This window comes from Flavobacteriales bacterium (assembly GCA_020635855.1).
In the GTDB taxonomy this organism is placed as follows: Bacteria; Bacteroidota; Bacteroidia; order JACJYZ01; family JACJYZ01; genus JACJYZ01.
This window is the reverse complement of sequence record JACJYZ010000004.1, coordinates 74,635-92,929: the sequence shown is the minus strand read 5'-3', so window position 1 is coordinate 92,929 and position 18,295 is coordinate 74,635. Positions and strand designations below refer to the sequence as shown.

General features: G+C 51.2%; 14 protein-coding genes. 9 read left to right on the top strand and 5 right to left on the bottom strand.

What is annotated here, in order from left to right; genetic code table 11:
- Positions 1–73: 73 nt before the first annotated feature.
- On the bottom strand, positions 74–2,950 hold the full coding sequence (gcvP, locus tag H6585_12450) for an aminomethyl-transferring glycine dehydrogenase (GenBank protein MCB9449141.1): 2,877 nt from the start codon (positions 2,948–2,950) through the stop codon (positions 74–76).
- Between the two features lie 194 nt (positions 2,951–3,144).
- On the opposite strand from gcvP, the gene H6585_12445 reads away from it, so the two are divergent.
- Both H6585_12445 and H6585_12440 read left to right on the top strand, forming a co-directional pair.
- A complete protein-coding gene (locus tag H6585_12445; GenBank protein ID MCB9449140.1) occupies positions 3,145–3,735 on the top strand; it encodes a hypothetical protein in 591 nt (196 codons plus the stop codon).
- 8 nt (positions 3,736–3,743) lie between these two features.
- The gene (locus H6585_12440; GenBank protein ID MCB9449139.1) at positions 3,744–4,601 is read left to right on the top strand and encodes a hypothetical protein; all 858 of its coding nucleotides are present in this window, start codon (positions 3,744–3,746) and stop codon (positions 4,599–4,601) included.
- On the opposite strand, the gene hemL is transcribed toward H6585_12440, so the two are convergent.
- Together hemL and H6585_12430 are read right to left on the bottom strand one after the other, a co-directional pair.
- A complete protein-coding gene (gene hemL, locus H6585_12435; GenBank protein MCB9449138.1) occupies positions 4,580–5,944 on the bottom strand; it encodes a glutamate-1-semialdehyde 2,1-aminomutase in 1,365 nt (454 codons plus the stop codon). The genes H6585_12440 and hemL overlap by 22 nt on opposite strands.
- Positions 5,945–5,967: 23 nt before the next feature.
- Positions 5,968–6,624 (bottom strand): MBL fold metallo-hydrolase, encoded by a 657-nt coding sequence (locus H6585_12430; protein MCB9449137.1) that lies wholly within the window; start codon positions 6,622–6,624, stop codon positions 5,968–5,970.
- Between the two features lie 77 nt (positions 6,625–6,701).
- Between H6585_12430 and H6585_12425 the strand changes: the two genes are divergently transcribed.
- The 7 genes from H6585_12425 to H6585_12395 all read left to right on the top strand — a co-directional run bounded on the left by H6585_12425 (position 6,702) and on the right by H6585_12395 (position 16,887).
- On the top strand, positions 6,702–10,013 hold the full coding sequence (locus H6585_12425) for a hypothetical protein (GenBank protein MCB9449136.1): 3,312 nt from the start codon (positions 6,702–6,704) through the stop codon (positions 10,011–10,013).
- 105 nt (positions 10,014–10,118) lie between these two features.
- Positions 10,119–10,829 carry a class I SAM-dependent methyltransferase gene (locus H6585_12420; GenBank protein ID MCB9449135.1) on the top strand — a complete coding sequence of 237 codons (711 nt, stop codon included), beginning with the start codon at positions 10,119–10,121 and terminating at the stop codon, positions 10,827–10,829.
- Between the two features lie 63 nt (positions 10,830–10,892).
- Positions 10,893–11,615, top strand: a complete 723-nt coding sequence (locus tag H6585_12415) for an ABC transporter ATP-binding protein (GenBank protein MCB9449134.1) — start codon at positions 10,893–10,895, stop codon at positions 11,613–11,615.
- On the top strand, positions 11,612–12,160 hold the full coding sequence (locus tag H6585_12410; protein ID MCB9449133.1) for a cob(I)yrinic acid a,c-diamide adenosyltransferase: 549 nt from the start codon (positions 11,612–11,614) through the stop codon (positions 12,158–12,160). The genes H6585_12415 and H6585_12410 overlap by 4 nt, the downstream gene beginning before the upstream one ends.
- Before the next feature lie 185 nt (positions 12,161–12,345).
- A complete protein-coding gene (locus H6585_12405; GenBank protein MCB9449132.1) occupies positions 12,346–12,567 on the top strand; it encodes a DUF2795 domain-containing protein in 222 nt (73 codons plus the stop codon).
- A gap of 277 nt (positions 12,568–12,844) precedes the next feature.
- Entirely contained in the window at positions 12,845–16,189 is a 3,345-nt protein-coding gene (gene secA, locus H6585_12400; GenBank protein ID MCB9449131.1) for a preprotein translocase subunit SecA, read from the top strand.
- A gap of 80 nt (positions 16,190–16,269) precedes the next feature.
- Positions 16,270–16,887 (top strand): hypothetical protein, encoded by a 618-nt coding sequence (locus H6585_12395; protein ID MCB9449130.1) that lies wholly within the window; start codon positions 16,270–16,272, stop codon positions 16,885–16,887.
- A gap of 46 nt (positions 16,888–16,933) precedes the next feature.
- Here H6585_12395 and H6585_12390 read toward each other — a convergent pair whose 3' ends face one another.
- Positions 16,934–17,374 (bottom strand): hypothetical protein, encoded by a 441-nt coding sequence (locus H6585_12390; protein ID MCB9449129.1) that lies wholly within the window; start codon positions 17,372–17,374, stop codon positions 16,934–16,936.
- Positions 17,371–18,291: a hypothetical protein gene (locus H6585_12385; GenBank protein ID MCB9449128.1), complete on the bottom strand. Its 921-nt coding sequence runs from the start codon at positions 18,289–18,291 to the stop codon at positions 17,371–17,373. The genes H6585_12390 and H6585_12385 overlap by 4 nt, the downstream gene beginning before the upstream one ends.
- Positions 18,292–18,295: the final 4 nt, after the last annotated feature.

Here is an 18,295-nt window from a genome sequence, read left to right as displayed (position 1 = left end):
GCACTCTGTGGCCAAAGGTAAAAAATCTCTCAAAAAACGAATGAAATCCCAACACTTTTCCATTTCAAATTTTTCAGGCCTCCGCATCCGCTGGTTCCGCGTAGGCTTCCATAGGCGGGCAGGTGCAGATCAGGTTCCGGTCTCCAAGGGCATTATCTACCCTCTTGACGGTAGGCCAGTACTTGGCTTCTTTTAAGTAAGGAAGCGGGAATGCAGCCTGTGAGCGTGCGTAAGAGTGCGCCCAATTATCGCCTGCAATTTCCTCCACCGTGTGTGGCGCATTTTTCAATACGTTGTCCACTGAATCGGCTTTTCCTTGTTCGATGGCCCTGATTTCTTCACGAATCGAAACCATAGCATCACAGAACCGGTCCAGTTCCTCCAATGATTCGCTTTCGGTCGGTTCGATCATCAGGGTTCCTGCTACGGGGAAAGAAACGGTGGGTGCATGAAATCCGTAATCGATCAGGCGTTTGGCGATGTCTTCCACTTCGATCTGGGCGGTGCGTTTGAAATTGCGGCAATCCAGGATCATTTCGTGGGCCACGCGACCTTTGTCGCCCTGGTACAGCACCGGGTAGTGCGATTCCAGTCGTGTTTTGATATAGTTTGCATTCAGGATGGCCGTCTCGGTTGAGGCTTTCAATCCGCTTGCTCCCAACATCTTTATGTATGCATAGGAGATCAGGTGGATGCTGGCACTTCCCCAGGGTGCTGCGGATATGGCGTTGATACCTTTATCTCCACCGGTCTTCACCACCGGGTGTGACGGAAGGAAGGGGGCCAGGTGGGCAGCCACGCCGATGGGACCCATACCGGGGCCACCGCCTCCATGAGGAATAGCAAAGGTTTTGTGCAGGTTCAGGTGGCATACGTCCGCCCCGATCATAGCCGGGTTTGTCAGTCCGACCTGTGCATTCATATTGGCGCCATCCATATATACCTGTCCGCCTGCTTCATGAATAATGCTGGTCACATCCATGATGCCTTCCTCAAACACACCGTGCGTGGAAGGGTATGTAACCATCAGGCACGACAGTTCATTTTTATGTTTGTCGGTTTTGGTGCGGAGGTCATCCAGGTCGATGTTGCCTTTCTCATCACATTTTACGATCACCACGTTCATGCCTGCCATGACAGCGCTGGCCGGGTTGGTACCGTGTGCCGATGAAGGAATCAGGGCAACGTTCCGTTGCAGGTCACCGCGACTTTCATGGTAGGCTCTGATCACCATCAGACCGGCATATTCACCCTGGGCGCCCGAATTGGGCTGCAGGGAGACTGCGGCAAATCCGGTGATCTCACACAATGCGTTTTCCAGACCCTGGAACATTTCGGCGTAACCTGCGGTTTGGTTAAGCGGTGCGAACGGATGCAGGCCGTTGAATTCCTTCATGCTCACAGGCATGAGTTCCGAAGCGGCATTCAGTTTCATGGTGCAGGATCCGAGCGGGATCATGGAGTGCGTCAGCGAAAGGTCTTTGTTTTCCAGCTTCTTGATGTAGCGCATCAATTCGGTTTCCGTGCGGTAAGTGTTAAATACCGAATGATCCAGGTATGAGCTGGTGCGTTGAAGCGCTGCGGGGATTTTTGACGTGTGACCTTCACCGGCTTTGATTGCAGGGGCTCCCTTGCCTGCAGCTTCCGCAAAAACTTTCAGGATGTCTTGAACATCTGCCAGCTCGGTGGCTTCATCCACGCTGATGAAAACGGAACCGTCTTCGTACCGGAAATTGATACCCGCCTTTTCAGCGATGGGGCGGATCTTGCCCTCGGCCGCATTCACTCCGATGGTATCGAAATAAGCTGCATGGGTCGGCTGGTATCCCATCGCAGCCAGGTTCTCAGCCAGGCTCACTGCACGGTCATGGATGGTTGAGGCAATGTTGCTGATGCCTTCTTTTCCATGATACACGGCATACATGGAAGCCATGTTGGCCAGCAACACCTGGGAGGTGCAAATATTGGACGTGGCTCTTTCACGTTTGATGTGTTGTTCCCTTGTTTGCAGGGCCATTCTCAGGGCACGGTTGCCTTTCGCATCCTGAGACACGCCTATGATGCGGCCGGGCATGTTGCGTTTGAAATCGTCGGTGGCTGCAAAGTAAGCAGCGTGCGGACCACCGTAACCCATGGGAACACCGAACCGTTGGGTGGAACCCAGCGCCACGTCGGCGCCCCATTCTCCGGGAGGTGTCAATAAGGCCAGTGACATCAGGTCGGCTGCGATGGCAGTTTTTATCTGACGTTCTTTCAGCGATTGCACCAATCCACGGTGGTCGGAAATTTTACCTGAACGGTCAGGGTATTGAATGATCACACCGAAGGCTTTATCGATTTGGGCCAGTTCTTCAACCGGCCGGATCTCCAGTGCGATGCCGAGGGGGATGGATCTTGTTTTGAGCAGGTCAATGGTTTGAGGAAAACAACCCGCATCCACACCGAATACGTTATGGCCTTCTGCTGTTTGCTCCTTGGTGCGCATGTTGAAGAACATGATCATCGCCTCCGCTGCCGCAGTTGCCTCATCCAACAAACTGGCGTTTGTAAGGGGAAGAGCGGTCAGGTCGCTGACAAGGGTTTGGTAGTTCAGCAGCGCTTCAAGACGGCCCTGTGAAATTTCAGCCTGGTACGGCGTGTAGGCGGTATACCAACCCGGGTTTTCAAACAGGTTACGCAAAATGGGAGAAGGGGTGATGCAATCGTAATAGCCCAGTCCGATATAACTCTTGTAAACTTTGTTCTTGGCAGCCAGCTTCCTGATGTGTGCGAGGTATTCATGTTCCTTCATGCCTTCGCCCAGGTCCAACTCTTTCTTCAACCGGATACGCGATGGAATGGTTTCCTGGATAAGGTCACCTACACTCTTGGCACCGATGGTATTCAGGGCCTTTTCAACTGCTGCCGCATCAAGACCAATATGACGCTGGCTGAAGGAAAATTCATTCATACTGAAACTTACTATAAATGTTTGAAAAACAGGATGTGAAAACGACGTGTAAATGTACATAAAAAGGCAAGAAAAAAAGCGGGTTAGGCAATTTTTGGTTTTACCCTAACCGCCTTCCCTGGCAAGGTTTTTCTACCTTTGGCCTCATGCGAGAAGAAACAGTCATTATCGGGAAACTAAAACATCTAGGAAACATGGCATTGCTTGCCTGTTTCTTTCTTTCCATGGCTCAGCCGGCGGTGTCCCAGAGCGTCGATCGGTTTGTGACTGTCAGGGGAGATACCCTGTCCCTGGTGTTAACAGGTGTGGAGGATTTTAAGGTGATGTATAAGAAGCCAGGGAAAGAGAAGGTGCATAGCATGTCCAAAGAACGCGTGTTCTCCGTCATCCATGCCAACGGAAAGGAGGAGTTCATCTACCAGGTGGATTCCCTGGAGGACAACGAGTATTCTATCCAACAGATGCAACATTACATTTGGGGTTGGCAGGATGCGGGTACGTATCACAATGGGTGGACGGGTATTGTTGGATTGGCAAGCGGAGTGACTTCAGCCTACCTGGGTCCGATTTTCGGACTCATTCCTTCGGGTGTGGTGATAGTGCTGATTGGTGGTAGGTCTCCCCGGATGGAAGGCCGAAAAACCCCTCACCCTGAATGGATGAATGACGAGGCGTATGTGGAGGGTTACCTCACACGTGCCCGTGCAAAGAAAGTCAGGAATGCCGCTATCGGTAGCCTGGCTGGTTACCTGGCCGGTCTGGTTATTTTGAACAACCGGCCGTAAACATCCGCATGCTGAAAAAACTGGCCTACGGAAACATCATCATCGCATTGGCTGCGGCATGTCAGGCGTGGTTAACGATGGGCACCCCATTACATCTTTCCCCCTATCAATGGTTCCTGGTTGTGTTGGTGATGGTGGCTACCTGGCTGGCCTATTCCCTTCATCGTTTCCTGGCTGCCCGAAACAATTCGGATGGGTCGGATGAGGCGCAGCGAATCAACTGGTGGCGTGCTCCGCCCCGGGTATTTTTTCTTGCATACATCCTGTTATCTGTTGCTTGCCTGGCAGCGTTCAGGTACCTCCCTTCTCATGTGTATCCCATGTTGATTGCGTGTACGGTGATGGTGGTGTTGTATCGTTCTCCCGCCCGTTGGTTCAGGGGAATCCGGTATTGGCCCTTTCTTAAGTTGCCTTTGATCGCTACCGTTTGGGTGATGGTGACTGTTTTGCTTCCTTATGAGGCGTTTTCAACCAACATGACGTGCACCGATGTATGGTATGTTTTCGTGGAACGGTGGTTGTTCGTGGCCGCCATTACCCTCCCTTTTGATATGCGGGATGCCGGTGAGGATGCCCGACAGGGCCTGGTTACCTGGGCCATTCGCCTGGGACATAAGAGATCCCTGATGGTGTCTTTCGCATTGTTGTTGGGTCATGCGGCCCTGGTGGTCACACATGGCGTTCAAACGGGTTTCTATCACCCGTACCAGTCACTCACATTCATAGGTACGGCTGTGGTGGCAGCCATTTGGGTGGCAAGGGGAGTTCAGCAAACCGGGGAGTTATTTTACCTGGTAGCCATCGACGGACTTCTCATCATCCAGGCCGTTTGGGTGGCCATGGTTCAGTGGCTCTTTGCCGGCTGAATTCCCCAGGTTTCGTCCATAACGTCACAAAATATCTGTCCCGCTCTGGCCAGGTCATCATCTGTATGAACGGTGCTCACAAAGCAAACTTCGTATCCGGAAGGTCCAAGGTACACGCCCTTCTCAAGCAATCGCCGATGCATGTGTCCGAATGTTTTCATGGTTTCCGGATCGATTTCGGAAGCGGAGCGTATGGCTTCCGAGCGAGTGAGCGCCAGCCAGAAAATGGAACCGATGCGGAAAATTTTCACGGGATAACCCATTTGATCGGCGTGCTGCTGCATCCGGTTGCACAGGTTGGAAGTTTTGGCGGCCAGGTTTTCGTAAATGCCTTTGTCAAGGCACAGGGTAAGTTGGGCGATTCCGGCAGCCATCGCAACCGGGTTACCGGAGAGGGTCCCGGCCTGGTATACCGGTCCTTCAGGCGCCATGCAACCCATCATCTTGTTGCTTCCGCCGAATGCACCCACTGGAAATCCGCCACCGATCACCTTTCCGTAAGTGACCAGATCGGGTCGGATGTTATAATGACCGGCCGCTCCTTCAAAGCCGAGCCTGAACCCGGAGATCACTTCATCGAATAACAGGAGGGTGCCATGTTGCTCGGTAATTTCTCGAAGGAATTGAAGGTAGGAAGGTTCCTGTAGCAGCAGACCGTTGTTGGCCGGAACCGGTTCAATGATCACACACGCGATCTCATCCGGGTACTTCCTGAATACATCTTCCAGAGCTTCTCTGCTTGCAAGCGGCAGCACCAGAGTTTCTGCTACACATCCGGCGGGCACCCCGGCAGAACTTGACGTGCCCAGTGTCACCAGTCCGCTGCCAGCTTTCACCAGCAATGAATCCGCATGTCCGTGATAACATCCTTCGAACTTCACAATTTTATCCCTTCCCGTATACCCCCTGGCCAGGCGAATGGCCGACATGACTGCTTCTGTGCCGGAGCTCACGAAACGTAGCTTATCCACGTATTTGTTGTTGCTGATGATCAGCTCGGCCAGTTGGTTTTCAAGGGCTGTGGGTGCACCGAAAGAAGTACCTTTTGCCATGGTACGGGTAACGGCCTCCAGCACGGCGGGGTGTGCATGTCCGTGCAGCAATGGCCCCCAAGAACAGCAGAAGTCGATGTACGTGTTGCCGTCTGCATCTGTGAGTTTGCTGCCTTTGCCACTGTCAATAAATACCGGGTTGCCTTCCACCGACCTGAAAGCACGAACCGGCGAATTCACACCTCCCGGAAAAAGTTCACATGCCGCTTCAAAAAGGCGGGTTGATACGCTTGTGTCCATCTCTGCAGTATTTGAAGGTGAAGCTGTGTCGGAGGCGTTGGTGCCGGTCATAATATTATTCTTGAATGTGATTTCTAACGATTGAGGAAAGTGGGCTGAAGGAACGGATTGTGTGTCTTTTCTTCACCGATGCTGGTGGCGGGACCATGACCCGAATACACGGTGAAGTCGTTGCCCAGGGGAAGCAGTTTATCAGTGATGGAAGTCAGCAGTGTTTCCAGGTCGCCACCTGGCAGGTCGGTGCGTCCGATGCTGCCCCTGAACAAAACATCTCCACCAATTACATTTTTTCCATTGGTATCCACCAGGCATACGCTGCCCGGACTGTGACCGGGTGTGTGCCATACATCCAGACTTGATTCCCCGAAACGAACGGGCTTGCCTTCCTCCAGTTTTACGGTAGGTTCTGGTGAAGATTCAACGTGTACCCCAAATGCGAGGCCGTGTTCACGGGCGTGCAGCAATAAGGGAAGATCAAGGTCGTTAAGCGCAATGGGGATCCCGTATTTTCCGGCGATGTATGCATTGCCCATGATGTGGTCAATATGGGCGTGGGTGTTAACAAGGAGAACCGGTTTCAACTGATGGGATCCGATGAAATCGGTCAATTCATCCCGTTCCGACGCATCGCTGCATCCGGGATCAATGATGAGGCATTCGCGGGTCTGGTCGTATACCACGAACGTGTTCTCCTGGAACGGGTTGAATGTAAAAGACTGGATTTGAATCATCGCATGGGATTTGCCGTTCAAAAGTACAAAAGATTGATCCAAAATGGTTACCTTTACTTGCTAGATTTCAAAGGAGCATGGTCCTTAAATTGTCCGAAATAACCCCACGTTTTACAAGATTTGTCGTTGGCCTGGCAGCGATCCTGTTCCTGCTGCCCTCGGCTGCATCGGCCCAATATTACAACGGGTCACAGATGAGTTTCGGGCAAAACCGGGTGCAAAGCATTGAAATGCTCTGGACGTTTTATCGCTTCAAGAAATTTGACGTTTACTTCTACACAGGCGGAAAGAACATCGCCGTATTTGCCTCCCGGTCGGCGGATCAAAGCCTGGCTGAGATTGAGAAAAAGTTAGACTACCAGTTGGAGAAAAAGGTACAGCTGGTCATCTACAACAAATTGTCCGACCTGCGTCAGACCAACATCGGGTTGATGGGTGAGGAGCAGTACAACACGGGGGGGGTTACCCGGATTGTGGGTACCAAGATCCTTTTGTATTTTGATGGTGATCATGCCCACCTGGAAAATGAGATCCGGGCCGGACTGGCACAGGTGCTGGTTAACCAAATGATGTACGGTGGCGACCTTAAGGATATGTTGAAGAATTCCGCATTCCTGAACCTGCCGCAGTGGTACCTGAACGGGTTGATGTCTTACATGGCCTCCAGTTGGAACAAGGAAGTGGACAACCGCGTGAAAGACGGTATTATCTCCGGACGATACCGGAAGTTCAACAAACTTGATGGTGAAGACGCCGTGTATGCCGGTCATTCCATATGGGCATACATCGCCGATATCTACGGCGAATCGGTGATCCCAAACATTCTGTACATGACCAAGATCAGCCGGAACATTGAAAGCGGTTTCCTGTTTGTGCTGGGGACATCCATGAAGAACCTCACCTTCGAATGGCTGAATTACTATACAGACCGGTATACCAATGTAGACAAAACACGCCACCTTCCGGATGATAAACTGGCGGTGACCGGCATGAAGAAAAACCGTGCCTACTTTCACATAAGATTGAGTCCGGATGCCAGCAAAGTGGCATATGTTACCAATAAGATGGGCAAGTACAAGGTGTGGGTTCAGGATCTGGAGACCGGTAAACGAAGTAAGATTTTCAAACAGGGTTTCAAGTGGCAGGAATACAGAATGGATTATTCATTTCCAATTCTCGATTGGCACCCGACGGGTAAAATCATCGCCATGATTCGTGAGAAGAAAGGCCACCTCTATCTTGACTTTCACTCGATGGAGGGTAAACGAAAGCACTGGGATGAGAATGAGTTTCTGCATTTCGAAAAGATTGCTGACTTCTCCTACTCACAGGATGGCAAGCAACTGGTGCTATCGGGCATCAGGGACGGACAGTCGGATATCTTCCTTTATACCATCGCCTCCTTTACCAACGAGCAACTCACCCACGATATCTTCGATGACCTTCATCCGAGTTTTGTGCGTGGAGACAAGGGCATCCTGTTCGTATCCAACCGGTCTGATGACACACTGCGGGCACAAACCGATATGGACCTGATGCCCCAGCAGAAAGACATTTACTACTACGATCTCACCACCCGGTCCGATGTACTCAAGCGGATCACCAACACCCGGGATGTGAACGAGGATTACCCCCAGGAACTGGATTCGGCGCATTTTACATTTCTTTCCGATGAGAATGGAATCAGCAACAGGTATGTGGCCAAGCTCGACAGCGTTTTGAGCCACATTGATACCGTGGCACACTACCGCGACAAGGTGGTGATCACCCCCATCACCAACTACTCCCGGAACATCATCGAGCAGGATGTACAAATGAAAAACAAAACCGCGGCCGAACTCATGTTTGCAGACGGACGGTTTCGCATGTTCGTAAGTCCGGTTCAGGTGAAAGAGTGGAAACCCGGAGCCCATCTCCCCGGTGTGGAATCCGGAGAGGAAGTGATGGATAGTATGCTAACGGGCGGCAACACCGCCAAGGAATACTACGACGGTGAAGACATCGATCAGCAATTTGAGTTTGATGTGGAGAACTACGAATTCATCAGCAACCGGAAACGGGGAGGTAAGTCCGACAAACAACCTGAGGTCGCGGAACCTTCCAACGAAACACCCGTGGATACAACCAAACCCAAAGAATTCAAATTGCCGATCCAACGCAACTACGATGTGACCTTCTTTGTGGATCAGCTGATCAGCCAGCTTGACAACAGTTTTCTGAACTCCAATTACCAGGCATTTACCGGCGGTGGTGAGATCTACTTCATGCCCGGTCCCAATGCCCTCTTTAAGTTCGGTGTGAGCGACGTGTTGGAGGATTACAAAATCACCGGTGGGTTCAGGCTGGCCGGTAACCTGAACAGCAACGAATACATGCTGAGTTTTGAAAACCTGAAGAACAGGCTCGACAAGCAATTGATCTTTCACCGCCAGGCATTCCTTGCCGGTTCATCGATCGGGCCTGTAAAAGTGCACATGCATGAAATAAGCTACAAGCTTAAGTGGCCCTTCAATGAAGTGCTCAGTGCCCGCATGACCATGATCTACAGGAACGACCGAGCAGCCTTTCTTTCCAGTGACCTGATCAGCCTTAGGGTGAACAACCAAAGCACCAACCGTGCTGGCTTGAGAGGAGAACTTGTGTTTGACAACACGCGCAGCAAAGGCATGAACCTGATGCTGGGAAGCAGGTGGAAACTGTTTGCAGAATACTACAACAACCTGGACGTGATGGGTTCTGTGCGGGGTAATTTTATCGCACGCCTGAACCCGACCAAGGACCATCTTGCCGTACTCGGTGCGGATTTCCGCCACTATACGCGTATTCACAGGGAGATCATTTGGGCCAACCGGTTTGCCACCAGTACCTCGCTCGGAACCCAGAAGCTGATCTATTACCTGGGCGGCGTAGACAACTGGTTGTTCCCCAAATTCGATTATACGGTGCCCATCGATTATACCCAGCCATATGCCTTCCAGGCAGTGGCCACCAATATGAGAGGGTTCCTGCAAGGTATCCGGAACGGTGTGAGCTTTGCAGCCATCAACACCGAGGTGCGCATACCCGTGTTCCGCTATTTTTCCACCCGTCCGGTGAAGTCCGATTTTCTGTATAACTTCCAGATCGTTGGATTCGGAGATATGGGAACGGCATGGACGGGTACCACGCCATACTCAAGTGATAACTCACTTAACACCAAATCGTATTATCAGGCACCGATCTCGGTAACGCTGACCCGCCAGGTGGAACCCATTGTGGCGGGCTTTGGTGCCGGACTCCGTGCCAAGGTATGGGGCTATTTCCTGAGAACAGATTGGGCTTGGGGCATTGAAGACGGTGAGGTACATAAGAAGCCCGTATTTTATCTCTCATTAAGCCTCGATTACTAAGTGACTGTTTCTCCCGCATTCATTCTTGATACTTTTCGGACATCCCTGCGTTATGTACGTTACCGGAGCATAGCCAAATCAAGGCACGGAGTACATTCGCCGTTTGTGTTCCAGTTCATAGAGAACGTGCTGGCAAACAATGAGCAATACTACGCGTTCAGGGAAATCGAGGAAGCAAGACGCCGTTTGAAATACGACAACCGCAAAATCAAAGTCACCGATTTCGGTGCAGGTTCAACAGGTGGCATGGGCCCCGAAAGGGCCGTACACCAAATTCTCACCCACAGCGCCATGCCGGCCCGTTGGGGCAGGTTGCTGTTCAGAATGTCAAACTACTTTGCGCCATCCACCATCCTGGAATTGGGTACTTCATTGGGAATGGGCACCTCCTACCTGGCTAAAGGAAATCCGGGAGCAAGGGTGATCACGTTGGAAGGGTGCAAACAAACGGCAGCCATCGCAAGAGAAAATCTGCATGCCCTCAATCTTGATAATGTGGTGGAGGTGGTTACCGGTGAGTTCGATGCAGGCCTGCCGATCGCATTGAAAAACCTAAGGACGCTGGACATGGTGTTCATCGATGGCAATCATCGCTATGAACCTACGCTGGCTTATTTTAAAGCATGCCTTCCTTATGCCCACGAAAAAACGGTGTTTCTGTTCCATGATATTCATTGGTCGGCAGAAATGGAGAAAGCCTGGGAAGAGGTTTGCAAATATCCGGGTGTAACCGTAAGCATTGACTTGTTTCATCTGGGCGTCGTATTCATGAAGCGGGATCAGGCACAGCAGCACTTTGTTCTTAAATATGCATAGATGCGGTATGGATATAGTTTCTATTTTTGATGAGTTCACCCCCCGGTTTCAAAAACAACATCCATGAATAAGGTTATCGAGTTGCAGGATATTGCCAAACACTACCTGATGGGAAGTGAACTGGTGAAGGCGTTGCAGTCCATCACGCTCGACATCAAGCGCAACGATTATGTAGCACTGATGGGACCCTCCGGTTCAGGGAAGTCCACCCTCATGAATGTGTTGGGTTGCCTGGACACGCCTACCAGCGGAACCTATAGGTTGAATGGTACGGATGTGAGCCGGTTAAGCGACAACCAACTGGCAGAGATCAGGAACCGGGAGATCGGGTTCGTGTTTCAGACATTCAACCTTCTGCCCAGGTACACCACACTTGAGAATGTGGCCTTACCACTGGTATATGCCGGCCTGTCCAAGCAGGAGCGTGAAGAGAAGGTTTGGAAGGTGCTGGCGGATGTGGGCCTTACCGAACGTGCGAACCACAAGCCGAATGAACTGTCGGGTGGGCAGCGGCAACGCGTGGCGGTGGCGAGGGCATTGGTGAATAATCCATCCATCATTCTCGCCGATGAACCCACCGGAAACCTCGATACCAAAACTTCCATTGAGATCATGGGATTGTTCGAAGAGATCCATGCAAAGGGCAACACCGTGATTGTGGTCACCCACGAAGAAGACATCGCAGAACATGCGCATCGGGTGATCCGCTTGCGTGACGGATTGGTGGAGTCAGACATCATGAACCAGAATGTGAGAACCGTTCTGCAACGACAATCCACCGTATGAAGATCTATACCAAAGGGGGCGATCAGGGCAACACCGCACTTTTTGGTGGCAGCCGCCTGCCGAAAAGCCACATTCGCATCGAGGCTTACGGGACGGTGGACGAACTGAATGCGGTCATTGGTATGATGCGCGACCAGGAAGTGGCTGCTGCTTGCAAAGAAGAGCTGGTGCGCATCCAGGATCGCTTGTTCACCCTCGGGTCACAGCTTGCAACCGATCCCACGAAGAAAAATGTGAAAACCCCGAAAGTTACCCAGGACGATATAAATTTTCTTGAGGGGAAGATTGATGAGATGGAAGGCCATTTGCCACCGATGAAGCATTTTGTTTTACCGGGTGGTCATCCTGCTGTCTCCTGGTGTCATCTTGCCAGGTGTGTCTGCCGGCGTGCAGAGCGTGCAACGGTGGCTCTGAACTTGCAGGAACAGGTAGATCCCCTCATCCTGGTTTACCTGAACAGGCTCTCAGATTATCTCTTTGTCCTCAGCCGATATTGGGCCCGTTTGGTTCATGCAGAAGAAATGCCGTGGAAGCCTGAACTGTAAACACCTGACCACATTCCTGTTGTAGTCGAAAACCCCATTGGAAATCTTTTCACAAATTACTTAACAATCGCGTCTTTCGGTTTGGATATTTTTTTACATTTGCCCGCTTTGGAAACATTGTCTGTAAGCAGATAAAACCATTTGACTGTTTTTTCGTTTACTGTTATCAAAAAAAAGTAGAGAATATGTACTGGACCCTTGAACTAGCATCCTATTTGGAAGATGCCCCGTGGCCAGCCACAAAGGACGAGCTCATCGATTACGGGATGAGGTCCGGAGCCCCGCTTGAGGTGATTGAAAACCTTCAGGAGATTGAAGATGAGGGTGAGATCTATGAAAGCATCGAGGAAATTTGGCCGGATTACCCCTCCAAAGAGGATTTCTTCTTTAATGAAGATGAATATTAGATATTCAGGCACACTTGCCATACATGAAGGCTGTCATAACGACAGCCTTTTTTTTTGTGCCCGGTTTTTGAAAGGTACCGGGGCAAGGAATGTCGGGAACGTCTCCCGGCATATTGATTCTATTTTGTGTTACTTTGCAGCTCTCTTAAGAAACCGCCCTTGATGAGACGACAAATGATCGGAACGTGTTTCGGCGGTTCAATGCCTGTCTGACAAGCAGGCGGATGATTTTTGAGAACAAAATTTTTCGGAAGAAAGCATACCAGGCATTATCACCATGTTAGGAAGTTTAACCAAAGCACTCAAAGGCATTCTCGGTAATAAATCGGATCGCGACCTGAAAGAGGTTCTGCCGCTTGTAGAGAAAATCAACGCCGAATACCAGAAATTATCGTCGCTCTCGAACGACCAGTTGCGTGCGAAGACCACTGAATTTCAATCCCGCATTGAAAAGGCGGTTGCCGATGACGAGCAGAAACTGAAAGACCTCCGGGGGAAACTTCAGGCAAAGGACAACCTCGACATATCCTCCAAGGAAGACATCTACCAGCAAATTGATCAACTGGAAAAATCCGTCAAGGAAAAAACCCGCAGCACCCTGGATGAATTGTTGCCCGAAGCTTTCGCTGTGATGAAAGATACGGCCAGGCGGTTCAAAGAAAACCCGAAGGTGGAAGTCACCGCCACGGAAATGGACCGTGACCTGGCAGCCACACGCTCCAGCATAGAGATTTCAGGAGACAAAGCCATCTATGCGAACAGCTGGATTGCTGCAGGAAATGAGATCACCTGGGACATGTTGCATTACAACGTGCAGCTGATCGGCGGAATCGTACTGCACCAGGGAAAGATTGCTGAGATGGCAACAGGTGAGGGTAAAACACTCGTGGCTACCCTGCCGGTATACCTCAATGCGCTTACAGGTAAAGGGGTGCACGTGGTAACGGTGAATGACTACCTTGCCAAACGTGACGCCGAGTGGATGGGGCTTTTGTTCGAGTTCCATGGCCTCAGGGTCGATTGCATCGACAAATACAAACCCAACTCTCCGGAAAGAAGAAAGGCGTACAAAGCCCACGTGACCTACGGTACCAACAATGAGTTCGGTTTTGATTACCTCCGTGACAACATGGCGCATCACCCCGAAGACCTCGTTCAACCCGGTCACGTGTATGCCATCGTGGATGAGGTGGATTCCGTGTTGGTCGATGATGCCAGAACACCGCTTATCATCTCGGGTCCCATTCCGCGCGCCGACAAACATGAGTTTCACGAACTGAAGCCCCGCGTGGAAAAACTCGTGAGCGCCCAACGCAACTACGTGACCACACTGCTGGCCGATGCCAAAAAGCACCTGGCGGAAGGAGGAAAGGAAAACGACAAAGCAGGTGGTATGGCCCTGTTGCGATCACATCGCGGGTTGCCCAAGAACAAGGCATTGATCAAATTTCTCAGCGAACCCGGTGTCAAGGCGCAGTTGGTGTCGACCGAGAATTACTACATGCAGGACCAGGGAAAGGAAATGCACAAGGTGGATCAGGAACTCTATTTCGTGATAGACGAAAGACACAATACCATCGAGCTTACGGAAAAAGGCATTGACCTGATTACAGCCCAGGGAGAGGATCCGTCTTTCTATATTATGCCTGACGTGGGATCCGAAATCGCTGAGATCGAGAAAAGAGGCCTGCCCGACGGCGAAACCTCCAAGCTGAAGAATGAACTCATGCGCGATTTCACGGTGAAGAGTGAGCGCATCCATACCCTGAACCAGCTGCTGAGGGCCTACACCCTGTTTGAAAAGGATGTGGAATATGTGATCATGGATGGAAAGATCAAGATCGTGGATGAGCAAACCGGTCGCATCATGGAAGGTCGCCGCTACTCCGACGGTCTTCACCAGGCCATCGAAGCCAAGGAAAATGTAAAGGTGGAAGCTGCTACACAAACCTATGCGACCATCACCTTGCAGAATTATTTCAGGATGTATGACAAGCTGGCCGGTATGACTGGTACGGCAGAAACCGAAGCAGGTGAGTTCTGGGAGATCTACAAACTGGATGTGGTGGTGATCCCCACCAACCGTCCGATCCAGCGGAAAGACATGGAAGACAAGGTCTATAAGACCAAGCGTGAAAAATACAATGCCGTGATCGAAGAGATCGTGGAACTGACCAATGCCGGAAGACCCGTGCTGGTGGGTACCACCTCGGTTGAAACATCGGAGTTGCTGAGCCGGATGTTGAAGATCCGTAACATCAAGCACAGCGTCTTGAACGCCAAGTTGCACCAAAAGGAAGCTGAGATTGTGGCACAGGCCGGTTTGGCGGGGCAGGTAACCATTGCCACCAACATGGCCGGTCGCGGTACCGATATCAAACTCGGGCCCGGTGTAAAGGATGCCGGTGGTCTGGCCATCGTGGCAACAGAAAGGCATGACTCCAGGCGTGTCGATCGCCAGTTGCGTGGTCGTTCCGGTCGCCAGGGAGACCCGGGATCGTCACAGTTCTTCGTTTCGCTTGAGGACAACCTGATGCGGTTGTTCGGTTCGGAACGTATTTCCAGGATGATGGACAGGCTGGGCCTGGAAGAAGGGGAAGTGATCCAGCATTCGATGATCACCAAGTCCATCGAAAGGGCGCAACGCAAGGTGGAAGAAAACAACTTCGGGATCCGCAAACGTTTGCTTGAGTACGATGACGTGATGAACTCACAACGTGAAGTGATCTATAAGCGCAGGCGCCATGCCCTCTTCGGGGAACGACTGAGTGTAGACATATCCAATATGGTGAAGGACGTGTGCGAGAGCCTGTCCGAAGAATACCAGGGTTATTCGGATTATGAAGGATTCAAGCTGGAGTTGCTGCGGATCCTTCAGGTGGATGCCGGCATTGATGAAGAGAAATTCCTTGCATCCAAGCCGGATGAACTGGGAGATGAAATTTACCAGCGGTCCTGGGAATACTACAACGAGAAAGGACGTCAAATCGGCGTCGCCGCATTCCCGGTTATCAAGGATGTGTATGAGAACCAGTCACAGACATACGAGAACATCGTGGTGCCTTTCACCGATGGTATCAAAACCCTTCAGATCGTTGCCAACCTGAAAGAATGTTATGAAAGCCAGGGTGCAGCATTGGTTCGGGCTTTTGAAAAAGGAACTGTGCTGGCACTGATCGACAACGAGTGGAAAGAGCATCTGCGTGAGATGGATGATCTGAAGTCCTCGGTGCAGAATGCGGTGTATGAACAAAAAGACCCGTTGCTCATTTACAAGTTTGAGTCTTTCAAATTGTTCAAGGAAATGGTAGACCGGGTGAATCGCGAGGTGGTGGCTTTCCTGTTCCAGGGCAACCTGCCCGTTCAGGAGGCGAGCCAGGTGCAACAGGCAGCACCGCCGCGGAAAGCACCCGAACAGCTGCAGGAGAGCCGGCCCGAAAGTGTCAGCACACCTGCATCGATGCCACCTCCGGGCATGCCGGAAGGTCCTCCCATGGATAACGGTAGCCAACCTAAGGCAGAGCCGGTTCGTGTGGAAAAGAAGGTGGGCCGCAACGAACCCTGTCCCTGCGGCAGCGGAAAGAAATTCAAGCAGTGCCACGGAAAGGGCGTGGCCTCCTAATCTCCTCCAGGGGTCATAGGGCTTTGTTTTGAAGATTTGGCGGGGTTCACTACCTTGCCGTTTCTCAAGTGTGTGTCCTTATGAAAAACCTTTGTTTTGCTATTGCAGCATGCATCATGGCGTGTTGCCCTGCCATTGCGCAGGAAGATCATTACGGAAAACCTTATGGCCAGTACGCGGTGGGTATCCGGGCCGGTGACCCGATGGGATTTTCGGTCATCGAAAAAAGAGAAAACCATGCCTTCGAATTCAATATAGGCATGGCATCTTTTGCCGGCCTGTTCAACTATTATGAAAGGAATTTCAACCGTTGGCGTGGTTTTGATGACTATACCCTGGAAGATTACCGGGTGAACCACGGCGGTGCCATGCAATTACACTACCTGATGTATCATGACCTCTCGGATGGTTTGAAATGGTATGTCGGCGGAGGTGGTCAGATCCGGTGGTTCTCTATCAAATATTGGTACGATGTAACTTACCAGGACCTGGCAACCCACAAGCCGGTGACGCAGAAATGGAGTGCCACTTCGGTTGAAAAAGACCTCGGACTGGATGGCGTGATCGGTGTGGATTATCAACCTGACGGTTTTCCCCTGAACCTGTTCCTGGATATCACGCCCTTCGTTGAGTTATGGGAGAATCCGGGTATGATGATGCTTCAGGCAGGCATCGGCGTTCGCTACGTGTTGAACTGATCTCTTCCTGATTCAAGAGCAGACCATGTCTCCATGGTCTGTTTTCCTATGGAGTTCGGGCGTTCTGAAAGCCCAGTGAAATGGAGCCGCAGGCTTTTGCACCGTAAGTGAATGAAAAGCGCAGGTTGTAAATACCCGTGGCGGTGCATGGGAAAGCCATTTTGTTGTAGTGCTTTTTTGTGCGCTGACTGAAGCTGCTTGCGATGAGTTTCTTTGCCCTGTACAGCTCTACCACAATCCGTTCATTATCCACATTGTCGTCACAAATGGTGATCAGGTATGTGGTGCCCTTGTTGAACATGTAGGCATATTCTTTCTGTACTTCGGTGGTGGTGATCTTGAAATTCTTAACAAGGGCATAGTCATCCATCAATGACGCACATCGCTGATGGAGTTTTTTCTCATCACAGGCGCCTTCCTCACTGGTTGAGAAGGCCTGTAAGATCAGGACCAGGACCAAGAAACTGAATACGGAGGCTTTTCTCATGATACCTGACTGGTTATGTGATTCCTTATTTTGGTCAATTGTGTGCGGATCTCGCGCAACTGATCCACGGTGATACGAACGCTGCTTTGGCTGTGATCCACAACGGTAAGAACCCCGTCTACCTCTTCCATGGTGGCTTCGGCATCCTCGGTGATCAGTTCAACCCCTTCATAGGCCTGTCGCAGGTTTTCCAGCTCCTCGATCAGGGCAGCAAAATAGGGTTGTTGCTTATAGATCGACAACAGGTCATAAAGGCTTTTCAGCGCGAGTTTCTGTTCGCCGATGCGCTCCATCATGTCTTTGGGTGGATTGGGCATGTCGCCGATCACCTGGCAGGCAATGTAGGTGCCTTCCACCCATCCGCCGTACAGGATGAGGGCACTGATCACATCGCGGTTCCGTTCTTTCAGGTACACATCCATGTCTTCAAATCCCTGGGTGGTGATGTTGATGAGTGAGTCAATATCGTTCCGGTTGGCGGTCATTCGCCGCATGGCCTGGATGTCGAAGAACTGACCCACCTTCAAGCCGTCTGCCAGTCGTTTGATCGCGTTCAGGTAATCCACCGCGATGTGGTTCTTTTTATATACGTTGATGTAACCGAGATCCGCTCCGTATACGCCCAGGTTCACAGCCATCTGGAAGGCGGAGGCATAGTCGTCCGCCATGCCCTTGTCGTGCAGCAGATCCTGTGAGAATTCAGCCCCGGTGGCTTCCAGGAACGATGACATCACCAGGGGGGAGGGCACGGTTTTTACGATCTGATCCAGTACTTCGCCCGAAACATTGGCCGTATCGATCTCAAGGTTGCTCATGATGGAGTCCAGGGCCTTGATCTGTGCGTCATTCTCGTCATTCATGCATGAAGTCAGCAAAACGCCCGTGAACAACACACCTAAGGAAAGGGATTTATACATATTC